Source organism: Pseudomonas sp. LPH60, assembly GCF_030718165.1.
GTDB lineage: Bacteria > Pseudomonadota > Gammaproteobacteria > Pseudomonadales > Pseudomonadaceae > Aquipseudomonas > Aquipseudomonas danubii.
This window is the reverse complement of the sequence record NZ_JAVAJH010000002.1, coordinates 414,015-428,974: the sequence shown is the minus strand read 5'-3', so window position 1 is coordinate 428,974 and position 14,960 is coordinate 414,015. Positions and strand designations below refer to the sequence as shown.

The window sequence follows — 14,960 nt, the reverse complement described above, 5'->3', positions numbered from 1 at the left end:
CCTCACGTCATGCCTTGGCTGCCCATGAAACGCTTGCCTCCCCTGCCCGCGCTGCACACCTTTCTGGTCACCGCCCAGTGCTGCAATTTCACGCGCGCTGCCGAGCAGTTGCACATCACCCAAGGAGCGGTGAGCCGACAAATTGCCGGCCTGGAAAGCCATCTGGGTTATCCGTTGTTCCAGCGCCATGCCCGGGGCTTGAGCCTCACTAACGAAGGGGCGCAATGGTTGCCGCGGGTGCAGCAGGTATTCGAACTGATCAATGGCGCGGTGGATGACATCGGTGGGCAGAGCCGCAACCTGCGCCTCAAGGCTCCGACCTGTGTGATGCGCTGGCTGCTGCCCCGGCTGCTGCAGTGGCAGAGGGAGCGCCCGGATGTACCGGTGCAACTGACCACTACCATTCAGCACGGCGTGGATTTCAGCCGCGAACCCTTCGATGCCGCCGTCATGTACGGAGCCCCGCCGTCCCCGACCCTGGGTTCGCGTCACCTGTTCAATGAACAACTGACACCGGTCTGCTCGCGACCGCTGCTGGAGGGCCCGGTGCCCCTCAAGAACCCGGCGGACCTGCAACAGCACTTGCTGCTGCATCCCTCCCACGATCAACGGGACTGGCAAAGTTGGTTGAAAGCCGCCGGCACGCCACTCAATACCCTGGGCAAGGGTCAGCATTTCGAGACCCTGGACCTGGCGATGTCCGTGGCGTCCCAGGGAACGGGCGTGGCGATTGGCGACTGGGCGTTGATTGGCGACGACCTGAGTGCCGGACGGCTGGTCATGCCTTTTGAACTGAAGATCCCGACGGGCCAGGCGTACTATCTGGTCTACCCGGAGCACCCAGGGCCTGCGGCGGCCTTGCAGGAACTGCTGGACTGGCTGGTGGAACAGGCCAAACAGCGCTGAATGAGAAAACCCTGATGCCGGCAGACAGCAAAAAGGCCCGCGAGGGCCTTCAACACTGATCGGAACTCCCCGATAGCCGCCAACGGCAGGCGGCTACCGGGGCAATCGGCCGCTAATCAGTAACCGACGGTGAAGCGCTGGCGGCGGTGGGCCGGCTTCTCCACTTCATCGAGCATGGCGATGGCGTAGTCGGCGAAGCTGATCCAACTGCGCCCCTGGGCATTGACCAGCAGATCGTCCTGGCCCAGGCGGAACTGCCCGGTGCGCTCACCCTCAACGAACTCCGCCGATGGCGAGAGGAACGTCCAGTCCAGATCCTGCTCCTTGCGCAAGGTATCCAGGTACACGCCACCGGCGCTGGCCTCGGCCTTGTACTCCTCCGGGAAACCGGGGCTGTCGATGACCTTGCCGCCACCGGGCAGCAGCAGCGAACCGGCACCGCCCACCACCAGCAGACGCTTGACCCCGGCCTTTTTCACCGGGTCGATGATGGCATTGGCCGGGATGGTGGAGAAATGCGCGGCACTGATCACCACGTCGTGGCCGGCTACCGCCGCCTGCAATGCAGCACTGTCGGCCACATCCACTGCGCGGGTGAGTACGCCGGCACGCTGGCCGATCTTCGCCGTGTTGCGGGCGATGGCGGTGACGCCGTGACCGCGACGCAGGGCCTCTTCCAACAGTTGGCTACCGGCACGGCCGGTGGCACCAATGATTGCGATTTTGCTCATGACATGTCTCCAGTTGGCTAAGAGAGTACAGAGGCGTCCACTCCCCGAAGGGAGCGGGTCAAACCGGTTTCACCACTTCATTTCGCCCTTGGCGACCTTGGCGCTCAGTTCCAGGGAACTGTCTTCGCCCAGGTCCGGGTAACGCTTTTTCATGGCCGCGATCAGCGCAGCGGAGTCCTTGGCCTTGGCCGTCTCTTCATCGAAGGCCTTGATGTAGTCCGCAGTGAAGTGCACCGGGGCCAGGGAGCGTGCGCTGTCGCCGAGGAAGTGCCCGGGAATCACGGTCTTGGGGTTCAGGCCCTCAATGGTCTTCAGGGTGCTCAGCCAGTCCTGGTGAGACTGCGGGGTCTGGGTATCGGCCATCCATACGTGGATGTTTTCCGCGACCACCACGCCACCGACCACCGCCTTGATCGACGGAATCCAGACAAAGCTGCGATCCGGTTGCTTGCCGTCCAGGCCGATGACTTCGAGCTTCTGCCCTTCCAGGGTCAGGCTGTGGCCCTTGAGTACGCCGGGCACGATGGTCTTGGCCGGAACGTCAGCGCCCATTTTCGGGCCCCAGAACGCCAGCTTGCCATCCACCGTGGCCTTGATGTGATCCACTGTGGGTTGTGAGGCAACAACCTTGGCATCAGGGAAAGCCTTGGTCAGGGTGTCGAGGCCGAAGTAGTAGTCCGGATCACCGTGGCTGATGTAGATGGTGGTCAAGTGCTTGCCACTGGCACGAATCTTTTCCACCAGTTGCTGGGCCTGGGATTTGCCGAACTGGGCATCCACCAGGATCGCGTCCTTCTTGCCGCTGACCAGTACCGAGGTCACCGGGAAGATGGCATTGGCCCCCGGGTTGTAGACATCCAGCTTCAGGCTGGGCTCGGCGGCTGCGGCATGGGCGGCAAAACCCAGGGTGGCGGTGGCCAGCAGCAGGCGTTTAAGAGAGGTGAATCCGATCATGAGGGCAGCTCCAGCATCTGTTGGCTTGGTTGGAAGTGGACAAAGCTTAGTTGCCAGACTCGTTACAAAAAATGCGATGCTTGAACATAGTTTGTTTCTGAAAGCGGGCAAATCATGGATCGTCTCCAAGCAATGCGGGTCTTTGTCACCGTTGTGGACCTGGGCAGCCAGTCGGCCGCCGCCGACCACCTGGACCTTTCACGGCCGGTGGTTTCACGTTATCTGGCGGAGTTGGAGGATTGGGTCGGTGCCCGGTTGATGCACCGCACCACGCGCAAGCTCAGCCTGACCGCGGCCGGCGGCGAGATCCTGCCCCGCTGTCGGCAGATGCTGGAGCTGTCCAACGATATGCAGGCTGCGGTGGGCGAGCCTGACGATGCGCCCCGCGGGCTGCTGCGCATCAGCGTCAGCACCTCCTTCGGCCAGTCACAACTGGCGGAGGCGATGGCCGACTACGTCAAGCGTTACCCCGGTGTGAGCATCGATCTGCAGATGCTCGATCGCACGGTGAACCTGGTGGATGAGCGTATCGATTTGGCGATCCGCACCAGCAACGACCTGGACCCGAACCTGATCGCCCGACGCCTGACCGTCTGTCGCTCGGTGATCTGCGCCTCACCGATCTACCTCCAGGAGCACCCGGCGCCACAACGGGTGGAGGACTTGAGCCAGCACAACTGCCTGACCCACTCCTACTTCGGCAAAAGCTTGTGGCATTTCGAACAAGACGGCGAGCAGGTGTCAGTACCGGTACAGGGCAATATCAGCGCCAACGAAGCCAGTACCCTGCTGCGCACCACAGTGGCCGGCGCCGGCATCGCCATGCTGCCCAGCTACCAGGCCGGGGAGTACATCAAGCGGGGAGAACTGGTGCGCCTGCTGCCCCATGCCGAACCCCGCACGATGAACATGTATGCGGTCTACGCCTCGCGCAAGCACATGCCGGCGACCTTGCGCAGCATGCTGGATTTCCTGGTGCTCAGGTTTCCCCAGGAACCGCTCTGGGATGTGGGGCTGTAGGCACGATCCAGCGGTTCAATACCTCGCCAAACAGGCTGGGCAGCGGCCTGGCAAGCCCCCGCAACTGACCTATGCTGATATCAGTGCCCCTGAAAACACGGGGTATTGGTTCAGAGGTCGTTGCCATGAACGTCAAGACAAGAAGGTACCTGGCCATCTTCATGACCTGCACCATGACACTGGCGCTATACGGTACCGCCGCTTATCGCGTCGAGCAGGCCCGCATGCAACAGCGCAACTACGCCAGTTGCAACCTGGAACGCTGCATTCCCCACAACGCCACCTTGAACGCCCTCAGGTGAGCGGCAACGCCCCAGGCTCCCCCGCCTGATCGGCCTTGAGCCGGTCGCGGAACACCTTGGGCGAAATCCCCTCGCGGCGTCGGAACAGCCGGGTGAAATTGGTGGGATCGGAAAAGCCCAGGTCATCGGAAATCTCGTAGATGGTCATCCCGGTGTAGGTCAGCAGGCGCTTGGCCTCCAGCAGTTGACGCTCGTGCATGATCTGCAGCGCCGGTTGCCCGGCCAGCTCGCGGCAGGTGCCGTTGAGGTGCGATACGGAGATGCCCAGCTTGTGAGCCAGGTCCTCGACCTTCACATGCTCGCGGTAGTGGGCCTCCACCAACTGGATAAAACCGTTGAAATATTCCCGGGCCCGCTGGGGACGCTGACTGGAACTGCTGCGCTGCAGTGCCTGACGACCAATCCAGACCACAATCATGCTCACCAGGGCGTGCATGAGCATTTCCCGAGCCGGCTGCTGCCCTTGATACTCATTCTGCAAGGCACTGAACAAACCGTTCAGGTACTGCGCATCCTCCCGGGCCGGGTAGCTGCAAGACGTGGCCAGGGTATTTTCCGAACGCCCCAACTGAGCTTGCAAATGGCTCAACAGCGGCGCCGCCAGAGTCACGACATAACCTTCGACATCCTCGGAAAATCGAAAGCCATGGACCGATAACGGCGGCAACACCTGGATCATCGGTTCGTTCAACAAAGTCCGCAGGCCTTCGACCTCCAGTTCGGCCTGCCCTCGGAAGACAAACAGCAATTGGCCGAGGTCGGCATGCCGATGGGGTTTTATTTCCCACTGGTGCTCACGGCTGCGTTGACTGATGGACTCGCAATGGAGCAAATCCGGGGTGGGCCACTCCAGGCTTTCGCCATAGAGTTTGAACACGGGAATGGCAGCAAGGGCAGGCTTGTTCATCACTACAGTCCAGGCCTCAGAGTAACAGGGGGGGAGAATTGCACCGCTGAAAAAAAGCTCAGGTAACCGCCAGATTTCATCGACCCATTGACGGGTTCAGCCAGGAAAAACGCAAGCACCGGCAACACAAATAAACACTCGTACAGCCAGGATTCAGGGAGCCGGCACCGAGCGCACACTATACAGAATGCGTCCCATTACACATCAACACCAAGTGCCACAAAGCTTTTCGAGAGCGGTGAATCCAAGGCGCTTTGGCACAACCTCCCCCCTTGAAAACCTTCATGAAAAAACGCCGTGCTCTTCCTTGTAGCGCTATCCGATAGCACCCTATCGAGTACACTGACGCCCATTCCCGCCAGCCTTGCCGCTACGGATCAATCACTGCCTGCAGGTTTTTTCGTGACTCACCTCCAACAGCCTGGCCCGCCCAAACCGGCCATCCGCAGCGTGCTGATCGCCCTGATGCTGGCGATCTTTCTCGGCGCCCTGGACCAGACCATCGTCGCGGTCTCCATGCCGGCCATTTCCGCTCAGTTCAAGGATGTCAGCCTGCTGGCCTGGGTCATCTCCGGCTACATGGTGGCGATGACCGTGGCAGTGCCGATCTACGGCAAGCTCGGCGATCTGTATGGCCGGCGTCGGCTGATGCTGTTCGGCATGGGATTGTTCACCCTGGCCTCGCTGTTCTGCGGCCTGGCGCAGAACATGGAACAACTGGTGCTGGCGCGGATCTTTCAGGGCATCGGCGCCGGCGGCATGATCTCGGTGAGCCAGGCCATCATCGGCGACATAGTCCCGCCCAGGGAGCGCGGCCGCTATCAGGGCTACTTCAGCAGCATGTACGCGGTGGCCAGTGTCGCCGGCCCGGTGCTGGGCGGCTACATGACCGAGTTTCTGTCGTGGCGCTGGGTATTCCTGGTCAACCTGCCCCTGGGACTGGGTGCCTGGTGGGTGGCACACCGCACCCTGGTAGGGCTGCCGGTGCCCCAGCGCAAGCCGATCATCGACTACCTCGGCACTGTGTTGCTGATCATCGGCCTGAGCGCCCTGCTGCTGGGCATCACCCAAGTGGGCCAGGGCCACTCCTGGCGCAGCGCCGAAGTGCTCGACCTGCTGGCTATCGGCTGCATCGTCCTGGCCCTGTTCGTCTGGCATGAGCGTCGGGCCCGGGAGCCCCTGCTGCCGATGCACCTGTTTGCCAATCGCAATGCGCTGCTGTGCTGGTGCACGATTTTCTTCACCAGTTTCCAGGCCATCTCGCTGATCGTGCTGATGCCCTTGCGTTTCCAAAGCATCACCGGGGCCGGGGCTGACAGTGCCGCCCTGCACCTGCTGCCCTTGGCCATGGGCCTGCCCATGGGCGCTTATTGCGCCGGACGCCTGACCTCGGTGACCGGACGCTACAAGCCGATGATCCTGGGCGGCGCGCTATTGATGCCGGTGTCGATTCTCGGCATAGCCCTGGTGCCGCCCCAGGAGGTCCTGCTGAGCAGCCTGTTCATGTTGCTCTGCGGGATCGCCGGCGGCATGCAGTTCCCTACCTCCCTGGTGGGCACCCAGAACTCGGTGGAGCAACGGGATATCGGTGTCGCCACCAGCACCACCAACCTGTTTCGCGCCCTGGGCGGCGCGGTGGGGGTGGCGCTGATGTCGGCCTTGCTGCTGGCCTTGTTGCAGGATTCCAGCCTGGCGCATCTGAGTGGCACAGGGCTGATGAGCGAGGGGCATTCCGGCAATGCCTTGCTGCAAGGCCTGAACGCCGCGCCTGGCCCCGCGCGCGACGCATTGCGCAACGAGTTGCTGCTGACCTTCCAGCACCTGCTGCTGGTCAGTGCCGCGGTTTCCCTGCTGGGGCTGGCGGCGGCGATTGCCATGCCCAATCGCCTGTTACGGGGCCGTGAAGACAAGGCGCATTGATCCTGATGCTGGCAGGGGCCAGCGCTCAGGATTCAAGGGCTGTAGTACCCCACGGCAACCAGCAGCTTTCCGACCTTGCGCAAGTAGGCATGCTTGTCCTCGACCTTGCCCGTCACCGGGTTCTTCCAGCGGTACTCGTATTCCCCCTGATCCTGGCCTGCCATGAGCGCCAGGATCGGCTCCCCAACCGGCTTGCCCTCTGGGTCCTTGATCTTGCCAAAATCGGTATTGAGCAGGCGCAGGTTGGTGCCATGGGCCAGATAGCGGTGGCTGTCGAGGTCCACCACGAACACATACAGATCGTCTTCGAGAAACCCGCCACGCAAGTCATTGATGGCTTTGAGCGTACCCGGCTGATCGCCGCCCAAGGCCGAGGCCGCTCGATCCAGCAGCGCCTTGGCCTGCTCGGCCGAGGCCCGAGGCAGGTAATACCCCACCGCCAGGATGCGTTCGCCGATACGCTGGAAGTACACATGCTTGCGTTCGATCTTGCCGTCGGCCCAGTTCTGCCAGCGGTATTCGGCTTGCTGGATGCCATTGGCCTCGGGAATCTTCAGGGCGTCCTTGAACGCCTTGCGCAGATCCGGCCCCAGGACTTCGGAAACATCTCGGCCAATCAATGCCGACGAAGGACCGCCGCTGGCCAGCATCACGCCCCGGGTGTCCACCACGAACACATAACGATCACGGTCGACAAACTCACCCTGGCGGCTGAAGGCCGCAAACGCCTTGTCACCCTGGTCGTGGTAATAGCGCAGGGCTTTTTCCAGCAGCGCCCGGGCCGCCACACCGTCATCGGCCGCCGGTACCGCCGCATGCAACGAACCCATGCACAGCAATAACAACCATCCCAGCCAGGTATTTTTCTGCAACAGCCTCATCGCTCGCTCCTCGTTCCTGATGACGTTTGAAGAGCGTAGACGGCTGCACAATATGGGTGAACATTCAGCACACTTTGGCCGAACAGCCCTCCCACGCCGTGCGCGGGGAGGGCCTGACCACTCAAGGACGGGTATTGATCTGCTGCTGCAGGTTCTGGATCTGGCTTTGCAGGGTATTGATGTTGCGGGTGACCTGGCCACGGAACGCATCGAACTCGGCGGTGCTGGCTCCGCTCTGGGCAGCGGGACGATTGTCCTGCCCACTCTTGAGTACCACCAGCTCCTGCTCCAGTCGCTCGATGGCAGCGCTCGGGTTGCCCTGTTTTTTCAATGCGGCAAGGTCGGCATTCAAGCTCTTGAGCTGGCTATCGAGCTTGCCGGCGTCCGCCTGGACGCCTTTGAGGCTCGCCAGTTCAGCGCTCAAGGCTTTCACCTGGGCCTGCAACTGCACGTTGGCCGCCTGCTGCTCGGCAGTCTGGGCTGTCATCTGCGCCAGGCGCTTGTCCAGGTCAGTCGCCTGCCCGGCCACGCCCTGCTGTTGTCGGCTCTGATCCTGCAGCCGGCTTTCCAACTGTTTGATCTGCAGCTTCAAGGCTTCGCTGTCAGTGGTGACATTGGTCTGGCTGGCCACTACCTTGCCGGAGATGTCCTGCAGACGGCCAGCGGCCTCTTCACTGATCCTGGCGAAGCTTTCCTGGGTCGCCACCAGTTGCTGCTCCATCAGCGAAATCTGCTGGAAGCTCCACCAGGCAAGACCGATGAAGGCAAAGAACAACGCCCCCACCAATGCCCACAATGGTCCGGTACTGGGCCCCTTGACCTTGGCCACCGGAGCGCTGCGCGAATGCACGGTGGTGCGCTCACGGGCAGCGCTGGTGGTAGGAAAGACATCGTCATCGAGGGGATCGGCGCGCAGACTTGGAACGTCATCGAAGTCATCGTGTGCATCGTTACGCATGGGGCAACCTTTGTGAACCGCGGTGATGGCTGAATGCGGCGAGTATAAACCGCTAATTCACCCGGCCAATGGACCGGCCCGGGCAAACCGGGTTCAGTCTTTGATTTCAGCTTATGTCCTGAGCCTTCCACCAACTGCAGAACTCATCCAGAGCGGCCCACAAGCTGACCTTGGGCTCATAGCCGAGGTAATGCCGGGCCCGGCTGATATCCAGGGTGAAGTCCTTGTTCATGACCTGCATCCCCAAGCGCGACAAGGTCGGTTCAGGACGGCCGGGCCAGAGCTTGCAGAGCCCCTCGTTGAGCGCCGCCACGCTATAGGCCAGGCCAAAAGAGCGATAGCGGGTGACTTGCGGCACCTGCATCTGGCGCATCACATAGTTGACCACGTCCCACAGCGGCACCGGCGCACCGTTGCTAATGTTGTAGACCTTGCCCAGGGCCGAGCCACTGGCGTGCAGGCTGCTGAACAGGGCCTCGTTGAGGTTGTGCACACTGGTGAAGTCGACCTTGTTCAGGCCGTTGCCGATGATGGCCAGGCGACCTTTGCGCTGCATCTTCAACAACCGCGGGAAGATACTCATGTCGCCGGCACCGGTGACAAAACGCGGCCGCAACGCAATGACCTCCAGCCCGAACTCCTGGGCACCGAAAACCTTCTGCTCGGCCAGGTACTTGGTGGCTGCGTAGGGGTGCTTGAAACGCTTGGGCACTTGCTCTTCGGTCAGCCCCAGGTGATCACGGCCATCGAAATAGATCGACGGCGAGGACAGATGCACCAGGCGCCGGACCCGTTGCTTGAGGCAGGCTTCGACCACATTCTCAGTGACCAGCACGTTGCCCTGATGGAAATCCTGATAACGCCCCCACAAGCCCACCGCACCGGCGCAATGCACCACGGTATCGACATCGCGACAGAGTTCGCGCACCAGGCCCGCATCGTTCAAATCGCCCTGGACGAACTCGGCGCCACGGCGCACCAGATGATCCACCGCTTCGGCGCGACGGCCGTTGACCCGGACCTCCAGGCCCTGCTCAAGGGCAAAACGAGCAAAGCGCCCGCCGATGAAGCCGCTTGCGCCGGTAACCAGAATTTTCATGAATATTCCTAAACAAAGCAGTGACGAGCTACGAACTACAAGCCGCGCATTGAAAGTCGAAGCGCAAGCTGTGCACTGGCAGCTTGTCGCTTGACGCTTATGGCTGCTCCCAAGGCACCAGCCATTGTGCGGATAAACGTGCCAGGTGCTCGGTCAACAAGCCCAGCAATTGTCCGCCGTTGCGCCAATGATGCCAGTACAGCGGCACATCGATGGGTTTATCCGGTAAAAGCTCCACCAGCAAGCCTCGCTGCAGTTGCTCGCGAACCTGCAGTTCGGGCACCAGCCCCCAGCCCAGCCCAGCTTCGGCAAGACGGATGAAGCCCTCGGAAGATGGGCACAAATGATGTTCGAAACCGCCATCGACCCCCAGGGACGCCAAATAGCGATGCTGCAGGAAATCGTCGGGGCCGAACACCAACGCCGGGGTCCGAGCCAACTGCTCGGCGCGCACGCCCTGGGGAAAATGCCGGGCGATGAACGCCGGGCTGGCCAGGGCGCGGTAACGCATGGCCCCCAGCAGCAGGCTGCGGGCCCCGGCCACCGGACGCTCGCTGGCGCAGACACAAGCCGCCACTTCGCCGGCACGCATGCGCTTGAGGCCCACCGTCTGGTCCTCCACCACCAGGTCCAGGAGCAAGTGATGTTCAGCGCAAAAGTCAGCCACCGCTTCAGCCCACCAGGTGGCCAGGCTGTCGGCGTTGAGGGCAATACGCAGGCGCTCCGGCAAGCCTTCTTCGTCCAGGGCCGGCACCAGGCTTTGCAGGTCCCGCTCCAGAAGGCGTACCTGCTGCACATGGTTGAGCAGGCGGCGCCCGATTTCCGTGGGCGAAGGTGGCGTCACCCGCACCAGCACCGGCTGCCCGACCCGGGCCTCCAGTAGCTTGATGCGCTGGGAAATGGCCGACTGCGACAATCCCAGCACCTGGGCCGCCCGTTCGAATCCTGCCTGTTCGATCACCGCGGCCAGGGCAGAGAGCAACTTGTAGTCGAACATCATTTTTCCTAATGAGTGATCAGCACTATTGGTTTTTCTTATACCGCCTGGAGCGAGAAAATAGCCAGCGTAAAGCCTCTGTAATGCTTCTTCGCTCAAGGATTTTGTTCATGGCTGGTGAAACCTCCCTCGCTACCCTGCTACGCAGCATGAGCCCACAGCTCAACGACGGCGAGTACGTGTTCTGTTCCCTCACTGACCCCAGCCTGCTGCAGGACTGCGAAGTGCTGGGCAGCTTTCGCGAACGCGAGGGACTGACGGTTATCCTCCCGCGCCAACAGGCCGAGCGCCTGGGTCTGGCCTTCGATTACGTGGCGGCCTGGATCACCCTCAACGTGCATTCGGCCCTTGAAGCCGTGGGCCTGACAGCGGCCTTCGCTGGCGCCCTGGGCCAGGCCGGAATCAGTTGCAACGTGATCGCCGGCTACTACCACGACCACCTGTTTGTCGGTCAGGCGGATGCCCGGCGAGCCATGCAGGTTCTGCAAAAACTGGCCGCCGGCGAGGAGCAGTAGTCATGTGGCAAAGCTATGTAAACGGTCTCTTGGTGGCCGCCGGCCTGATCATGGCCATCGGCACGCAAAACGCCTTCGTCCTGGCTCAGAGCCTGCGCCGTGAACACCACTTGCCGGTGGCGGCACTGTGCGTGACCTGCGATGCCCTGTTGGTGGCGGCCGGGGTGTTCGGCCTGGCCACCATCCTGACCCAGAGCCCGATGCTGCTGGCCGTGGCGCGCTGGGGCGGCGCGGCGTTCCTGATCTGGTACGGCGCCCAGGCCCTGCGCCGGGCCTGCTCGAAACAAAGCCTGCAACAGGGCGAAGGCCAGACCGTGCGTTCGCTGCGGGCTGTCATGCTCAGTGCCCTGGCGGTCACCCTGCTCAACCCCCACGTCTACCTGGATACCGTGCTGCTGATCGGTTCACTGGGGGCGCAACAAACCGAGCCCGGCGCTTACGTGGTGGGGGCCGCCAGCGCTTCGTTGCTGTGGTTCTTCACCCTGGCCCTGGGCGCCGCCTGGCTGGCTCCGTGGCTGGCTCGCCCCAGTACCTGGAGGATGCTCGACCTGCTGGTGGCGGTGATGATGTTCAGCGTGGCGTTCCAGCTGATCAGCGCTGCGTGACTTATTCCAAAAGGCTCTGGAACCTCTATCCCACACAGTTGTTGCGTGGTTAAGCCGCACCCCCGGTGCTATGATCCGAACCCTGCGCCGCAAAGAGTACAAACTCCCCGGCGCTTGTCTGGCCGCCCGTGATCGGCCTTGCGCTCACCGCAACTGACCTGATTAGGAGAATCATCATGGCTTTCGAATTGCCGCCGCTGCCCTATGCACACGACGCCCTGCAGCCGCACATTTCCAAGGAAACCCTGGAATACCACCACGACAAGCACCACAACACCTACGTCGTGAACCTGAACAACCTGGTGCCAGGCACCGAGTTCGAAGGCAAGACTCTGGAAGAGATCGTCAAAACCTCTTCGGGCGGCATCTTCAACAACGCAGCCCAGGTCTGGAACCACACTTTCTACTGGAACTGCCTGGCGCCAAACGCCGGCGGCCAACCTACTGGAGCTCTGGCCGAGGCCATCAACGCAGCCTTCGGTTCGTTCGACAAGTTCAAAGAAGAATTCACCAAGACTTCCGTTGGCACCTTCGGTTCCGGCTGGGGCTGGCTGGTGAAGAAGGCTGACGGTTCCCTGGCCCTGGCCAGCACCATCGGCGCCGGCAACCCGCTGACCAGCGGCGACACTCCGCTGCTGACCTGCGACGTCTGGGAACACGCCTACTACATCGACTACCGCAACGTTCGTCCTAAATACGTCGAAGCGTTCTGGAACCTGGTCAACTGGAAATTCGTGGCTGAGCAGTTCGAAGGCAAGAACTTCGTCGCTTAAGTCCGTTTGCAGTGCAAAAAACCCGGCCTGGCCGGGTTTTTTTTGCCTCTGACAAAGCCGGCATCTTGTCCCGCCCAGCCGAGACGCTAAGATTCATCTGATGTAAAAATCAACGCCGCCCCTCAAGTTGCAAGGCGTCGCTACCGACACACTATCCACAGCAATAGCAATCCTGAATCTGATCACCCGGGCCTGGCCCGCAGACGTCCTGTTCTCGGCCTTAATGTCACTTTGACGGCCAACACGGGATTGCCAATACTCATGGCAACTTGACGCTACGCGCACGGAACAAGGAATAGCCCTTTGAAGCTGGAACTCAAAAACAGCTTGTCGGTGAAGTTGCTCCGGGTTGTGCTGCTGTCGGCACTCATAGTGGGCGTAGTCCTGAGCTGTGCCCAGATCGTCTTCGATGCCTACAAGACTCGGCAGGCGGTAGCTAACGACGCCCAGCGCATTCTCGACATGTTTCGCGACCCATCGACACAGGCGGTCTACAGCCTGGACCGGGAAATGGGCATGCAAGTCATTGAAGGCCTGTTCCAGGATGATGCGGTGCGCATGGCCTCCATTGGCCACCCCAATGAAACCATGCTCGCGGAAAAGTCCCGCGAGCTGCAGCATTCTTCCAGTCGCTGGCTCACCGATCTGATTCTTGGCCAGGAACGCACCTTCACCACCCAGTTGGTGGGCCGCGGCCCCTACAGCGAGTATTACGGCGACCTGAGCATCACCCTCGACACCGCGACCTACGGCCAGGGCTTCATCATCAACTCGGTGATCATCTTCATCTCCGGCGTCCTGCGCGCCCTGGCCATGGCCCTGGTGCTGTACCTGGTCTATCACTGGTTGCTGACCAAACCGCTGTCACGAATCATCGAGCACCTGACTACCATCAATCCCGACCGCCCCAGCGAACACCAGCTGCCACTGCTCAAGGGGCACGAAAAAAACGAACTGGGAATCTGGATCATCACCGCCAACCAGTTGCTGGCCTCCATCGAGCGCAACACCCACTTGCGCCACGAAGCGGAAAACAGCCTGCTGCGCATGGCCCAGTACGACTTCCTGACCGGCCTGCCGAACCGTCAGCAACTGCAGCAGCAACTGGACAAGATCCTGGTGGACGCCGGACGCCTGCAACGCCGGGTGGCAGTACTGTGTGTCGGCCTGGATGACTTCAAGGGCATCAACGAACAGTTCAGCTACCAGACCGGCGACCAACTGCTGCTGGCCCTGGCCGATCGCCTGCGTGGCCACAGTGGCCGCCTCGGCGCCCTGGCTCGCCTGGGTGGCGATCAGTTCGCCCTGGTCCAGGCCGATATCGAACAACCCTATGAAGCCGCAGAACTGGCACAAAGCATCCTCGACGACCTGGAGGCCACCTTCGCCCTCGATCATCAGGAAATCCGCCTGCGCGCCACCATCGGCATCACCCTGTTCCCGGAAGACGGCGACAGCACGGAAAAACTCCTGCAAAAAGCCGAACAGACCATGACACTGGCCAAGAGCCGGTCACGCAATCGCTATCAGTTCTATATCGCCAGCGTCGACAGCGAAATGCGTCGGCGCCGGGAGTTGGAGAAGGACCTGCGTGAAGGCCTGACCCGGGAGCAGTTCTTCCTCGTCTATCAGCCACAGATCAGCTATCGCGACCACCGGGTGGTGGGAGTCGAGGCGCTGATTCGCTGGCAACACCCGGAACACGGCCTGGTGCCGCCGGACCTGTTCATTCCCCTGGCGGAGCAGAATGGCACCATCATCGCCATCGGCGAATGGGTCCTGGATCAGGCCTGCCGTCAACTGCGCGAATGGCACGACATGGGCTTCAGCGACCTGCGTATGGCGGTCAACCTGTCCACGGTGCAACTGCACCACGCCGAACTGCCACGGGTGGTCAACAACCTGCTGCAGATCTACCGCCTGCCACCGCGCAGCCTGGAACTGGAAGTCACCGAAACCGGCCTGATGGAAGACATCAGCACCGCCGCCCAGCATCTGCTGAGCCTGCGACGCTCCGGAGCGCTGATCGCCATCGACGATTTCGGCACTGGTTATTCGTCCCTGAGTTACCTGAAAAGCCTGCCCCTGGACAAGATCAAGATCGACAAGAGCTTCGTCCAGGATCTGCTGGATGACGACGACGATGCGACCATCGTGCGCGCCATCATCCAGCTGGGTAAAAGCCTGGGCATGCAGGTGATCGCCGAGGGCGTGGAAACGGCCGAACAGGAGGCTTACATCATCTCCGAAGGCTGCCATGAAGGTCAGGGCTATCACTACAGCAAACCCCTGCCGGCGCGGGAGTTGAGCGCCTACCTGAAACAGGCGCAGCGCAGCAACGCGGTGATCCTCTGACCTAAACAGAGCACTGGCCGGCTTGACCTGGCGCAGT

General features: G+C 61.6%; 15 protein-coding genes. 8 read left to right on the top strand and 7 right to left on the bottom strand.

The window, feature by feature from the left end; all coding sequences use genetic code 11:
* Positions 1–24: 24 nt before the first annotated feature.
* The gene (locus Q8O96_RS07550; RefSeq protein ID WP_102860996.1) at positions 25–906 is read left to right on the top strand and encodes a LysR substrate-binding domain-containing protein; all 882 of its coding nucleotides are present in this window, start codon (positions 25–27) and stop codon (positions 904–906) included.
* Between the two features lie 116 nt (positions 907–1,022).
* Here Q8O96_RS07550 and Q8O96_RS07545 read toward each other — a convergent pair whose 3' ends face one another.
* Together Q8O96_RS07545 and Q8O96_RS07540 are read right to left on the bottom strand one after the other, a co-directional pair.
* On the bottom strand, positions 1,023–1,637 hold the full coding sequence (locus Q8O96_RS07545; protein ID WP_305948619.1) for an NAD(P)-dependent oxidoreductase: 615 nt from the start codon (positions 1,635–1,637) through the stop codon (positions 1,023–1,025).
* Between the two features lie 69 nt (positions 1,638–1,706).
* The gene (locus tag Q8O96_RS07540; RefSeq protein WP_102880719.1) at positions 1,707–2,591 is read right to left on the bottom strand and encodes an MBL fold metallo-hydrolase; all 885 of its coding nucleotides are present in this window, start codon (positions 2,589–2,591) and stop codon (positions 1,707–1,709) included.
* A 114-nt stretch (positions 2,592–2,705) separates the two neighbouring features.
* On the opposite strand from Q8O96_RS07540, the gene Q8O96_RS07535 reads away from it, so the two are divergent.
* Both Q8O96_RS07535 and Q8O96_RS07530 read left to right on the top strand, forming a co-directional pair.
* A complete protein-coding gene (locus Q8O96_RS07535) occupies positions 2,706–3,611 on the top strand; it encodes a LysR family transcriptional regulator (RefSeq protein ID WP_102860515.1) in 906 nt (301 codons plus the stop codon).
* A 125-nt stretch (positions 3,612–3,736) separates the two neighbouring features.
* Positions 3,737–3,913 (top strand): hypothetical protein, encoded by a 177-nt coding sequence (locus Q8O96_RS07530; protein WP_162884084.1) that lies wholly within the window; start codon positions 3,737–3,739, stop codon positions 3,911–3,913.
* Here Q8O96_RS07530 and Q8O96_RS07525 read toward each other — a convergent pair.
* Positions 3,906–4,820: a helix-turn-helix domain-containing protein gene (locus Q8O96_RS07525; RefSeq protein WP_115580775.1), complete on the bottom strand. Its 915-nt coding sequence runs from the start codon at positions 4,818–4,820 to the stop codon at positions 3,906–3,908. The genes Q8O96_RS07530 and Q8O96_RS07525 overlap by 8 nt on opposite strands.
* Positions 4,821–5,222: 402 nt before the next feature.
* On the opposite strand from Q8O96_RS07525, the gene Q8O96_RS07520 reads away from it, so the two are divergent.
* Positions 5,223–6,740: an MDR family MFS transporter gene (locus Q8O96_RS07520; RefSeq protein WP_305948618.1), complete on the top strand. Its 1,518-nt coding sequence runs from the start codon at positions 5,223–5,225 to the stop codon at positions 6,738–6,740.
* A gap of 32 nt (positions 6,741–6,772) precedes the next feature.
* Here the strand turns inward: Q8O96_RS07520 and Q8O96_RS07515 are convergent, their stop codons facing one another.
* The 4 genes from Q8O96_RS07515 to Q8O96_RS07500 all read right to left on the bottom strand — a co-directional run bounded on the left by Q8O96_RS07515 (position 6,773) and on the right by Q8O96_RS07500 (position 10,675).
* Positions 6,773–7,621, bottom strand: coding sequence for a cache domain-containing protein (locus Q8O96_RS07515; protein ID WP_305948617.1), 849 nt, complete (start codon positions 7,619–7,621; stop codon positions 6,773–6,775).
* Between the two features lie 121 nt (positions 7,622–7,742).
* Complete coding sequence (locus Q8O96_RS07510; RefSeq protein ID WP_305948616.1) at positions 7,743–8,579, bottom strand: ATPase; 837 nt, start codon at positions 8,577–8,579, stop codon at positions 7,743–7,745.
* A gap of 106 nt (positions 8,580–8,685) precedes the next feature.
* Complete coding sequence (locus Q8O96_RS07505) at positions 8,686–9,678, bottom strand: NAD(P)-dependent oxidoreductase (RefSeq protein WP_102860509.1); 993 nt, start codon at positions 9,676–9,678, stop codon at positions 8,686–8,688.
* A gap of 97 nt (positions 9,679–9,775) precedes the next feature.
* A complete protein-coding gene (locus Q8O96_RS07500; RefSeq protein WP_110594895.1) occupies positions 9,776–10,675 on the bottom strand; it encodes a LysR family transcriptional regulator ArgP in 900 nt (299 codons plus the stop codon).
* 110 nt (positions 10,676–10,785) lie between these two features.
* Between Q8O96_RS07500 and Q8O96_RS07495 the strand changes: the two genes are divergently transcribed.
* The 4 genes from Q8O96_RS07495 (at position 10,786) to Q8O96_RS07480 (ending at position 14,923) form a co-directional block, all read left to right on the top strand.
* The gene (locus Q8O96_RS07495) at positions 10,786–11,190 is read left to right on the top strand and encodes an ACT domain-containing protein (protein ID WP_102860507.1); all 405 of its coding nucleotides are present in this window, start codon (positions 10,786–10,788) and stop codon (positions 11,188–11,190) included.
* Between the two features lie 2 nt (positions 11,191–11,192).
* Positions 11,193–11,795 carry a LysE/ArgO family amino acid transporter gene (locus Q8O96_RS07490; RefSeq protein ID WP_102860506.1) on the top strand — a complete coding sequence of 201 codons (603 nt, stop codon included), beginning with the start codon at positions 11,193–11,195 and terminating at the stop codon, positions 11,793–11,795.
* A gap of 176 nt (positions 11,796–11,971) precedes the next feature.
* Positions 11,972–12,568: a superoxide dismutase gene (locus Q8O96_RS07485; protein WP_011063080.1), complete on the top strand. Its 597-nt coding sequence runs from the start codon at positions 11,972–11,974 to the stop codon at positions 12,566–12,568.
* 303 nt (positions 12,569–12,871) lie between these two features.
* Positions 12,872–14,923 carry a bifunctional diguanylate cyclase/phosphodiesterase gene (locus Q8O96_RS07480; RefSeq protein ID WP_102860505.1) on the top strand — a complete coding sequence of 684 codons (2,052 nt, stop codon included), beginning with the start codon at positions 12,872–12,874 and terminating at the stop codon, positions 14,921–14,923.
* Positions 14,924–14,960 lie beyond the last annotated feature (37 nt).

Coding starts and splice junctions, on each gene's coding strand:
- Q8O96_RS07550 (WP_102860996.1), top strand. CDS start 25: ATGAAACGCTTGCCTCCCCTGCCCGCGCTGCACACCTTTCTGGTCACC.
- Q8O96_RS07545 (WP_305948619.1), bottom strand. CDS start 1,637: ATGAGCAAAATCGCAATCATTGGTGCCACCGGCCGTGCCGGTAGCCAA.
- Q8O96_RS07540 (WP_102880719.1), bottom strand. CDS start 2,591: ATGATCGGATTCACCTCTCTTAAACGCCTGCTGCTGGCCACCGCCACC.
- Q8O96_RS07535 (WP_102860515.1), top strand. CDS start 2,706: ATGGATCGTCTCCAAGCAATGCGGGTCTTTGTCACCGTTGTGGACCTG.
- Q8O96_RS07530 (WP_162884084.1), top strand. CDS start 3,737: ATGAACGTCAAGACAAGAAGGTACCTGGCCATCTTCATGACCTGCACC.
- Q8O96_RS07525 (WP_115580775.1), bottom strand. CDS start 4,820: ATGAACAAGCCTGCCCTTGCTGCCATTCCCGTGTTCAAACTCTATGGC.
- Q8O96_RS07515 (WP_305948617.1), bottom strand. CDS start 7,621: ATGAGGCTGTTGCAGAAAAATACCTGGCTGGGATGGTTGTTATTGCTG.
- Q8O96_RS07510 (WP_305948616.1), bottom strand. CDS start 8,579: ATGCGTAACGATGCACACGATGACTTCGATGACGTTCCAAGTCTGCGC.
- Q8O96_RS07505 (WP_102860509.1), bottom strand. CDS start 9,678: ATGAAAATTCTGGTTACCGGCGCAAGCGGCTTCATCGGCGGGCGCTTT.
- Q8O96_RS07500 (WP_110594895.1), bottom strand. CDS start 10,675: ATGTTCGACTACAAGTTGCTCTCTGCCCTGGCCGCGGTGATCGAACAG.
- Q8O96_RS07495 (WP_102860507.1), top strand. CDS start 10,786: ATGGCTGGTGAAACCTCCCTCGCTACCCTGCTACGCAGCATGAGCCCA.
- Q8O96_RS07490 (WP_102860506.1), top strand. CDS start 11,193: ATGTGGCAAAGCTATGTAAACGGTCTCTTGGTGGCCGCCGGCCTGATC.
- Q8O96_RS07485 (WP_011063080.1), top strand. CDS start 11,972: ATGGCTTTCGAATTGCCGCCGCTGCCCTATGCACACGACGCCCTGCAG.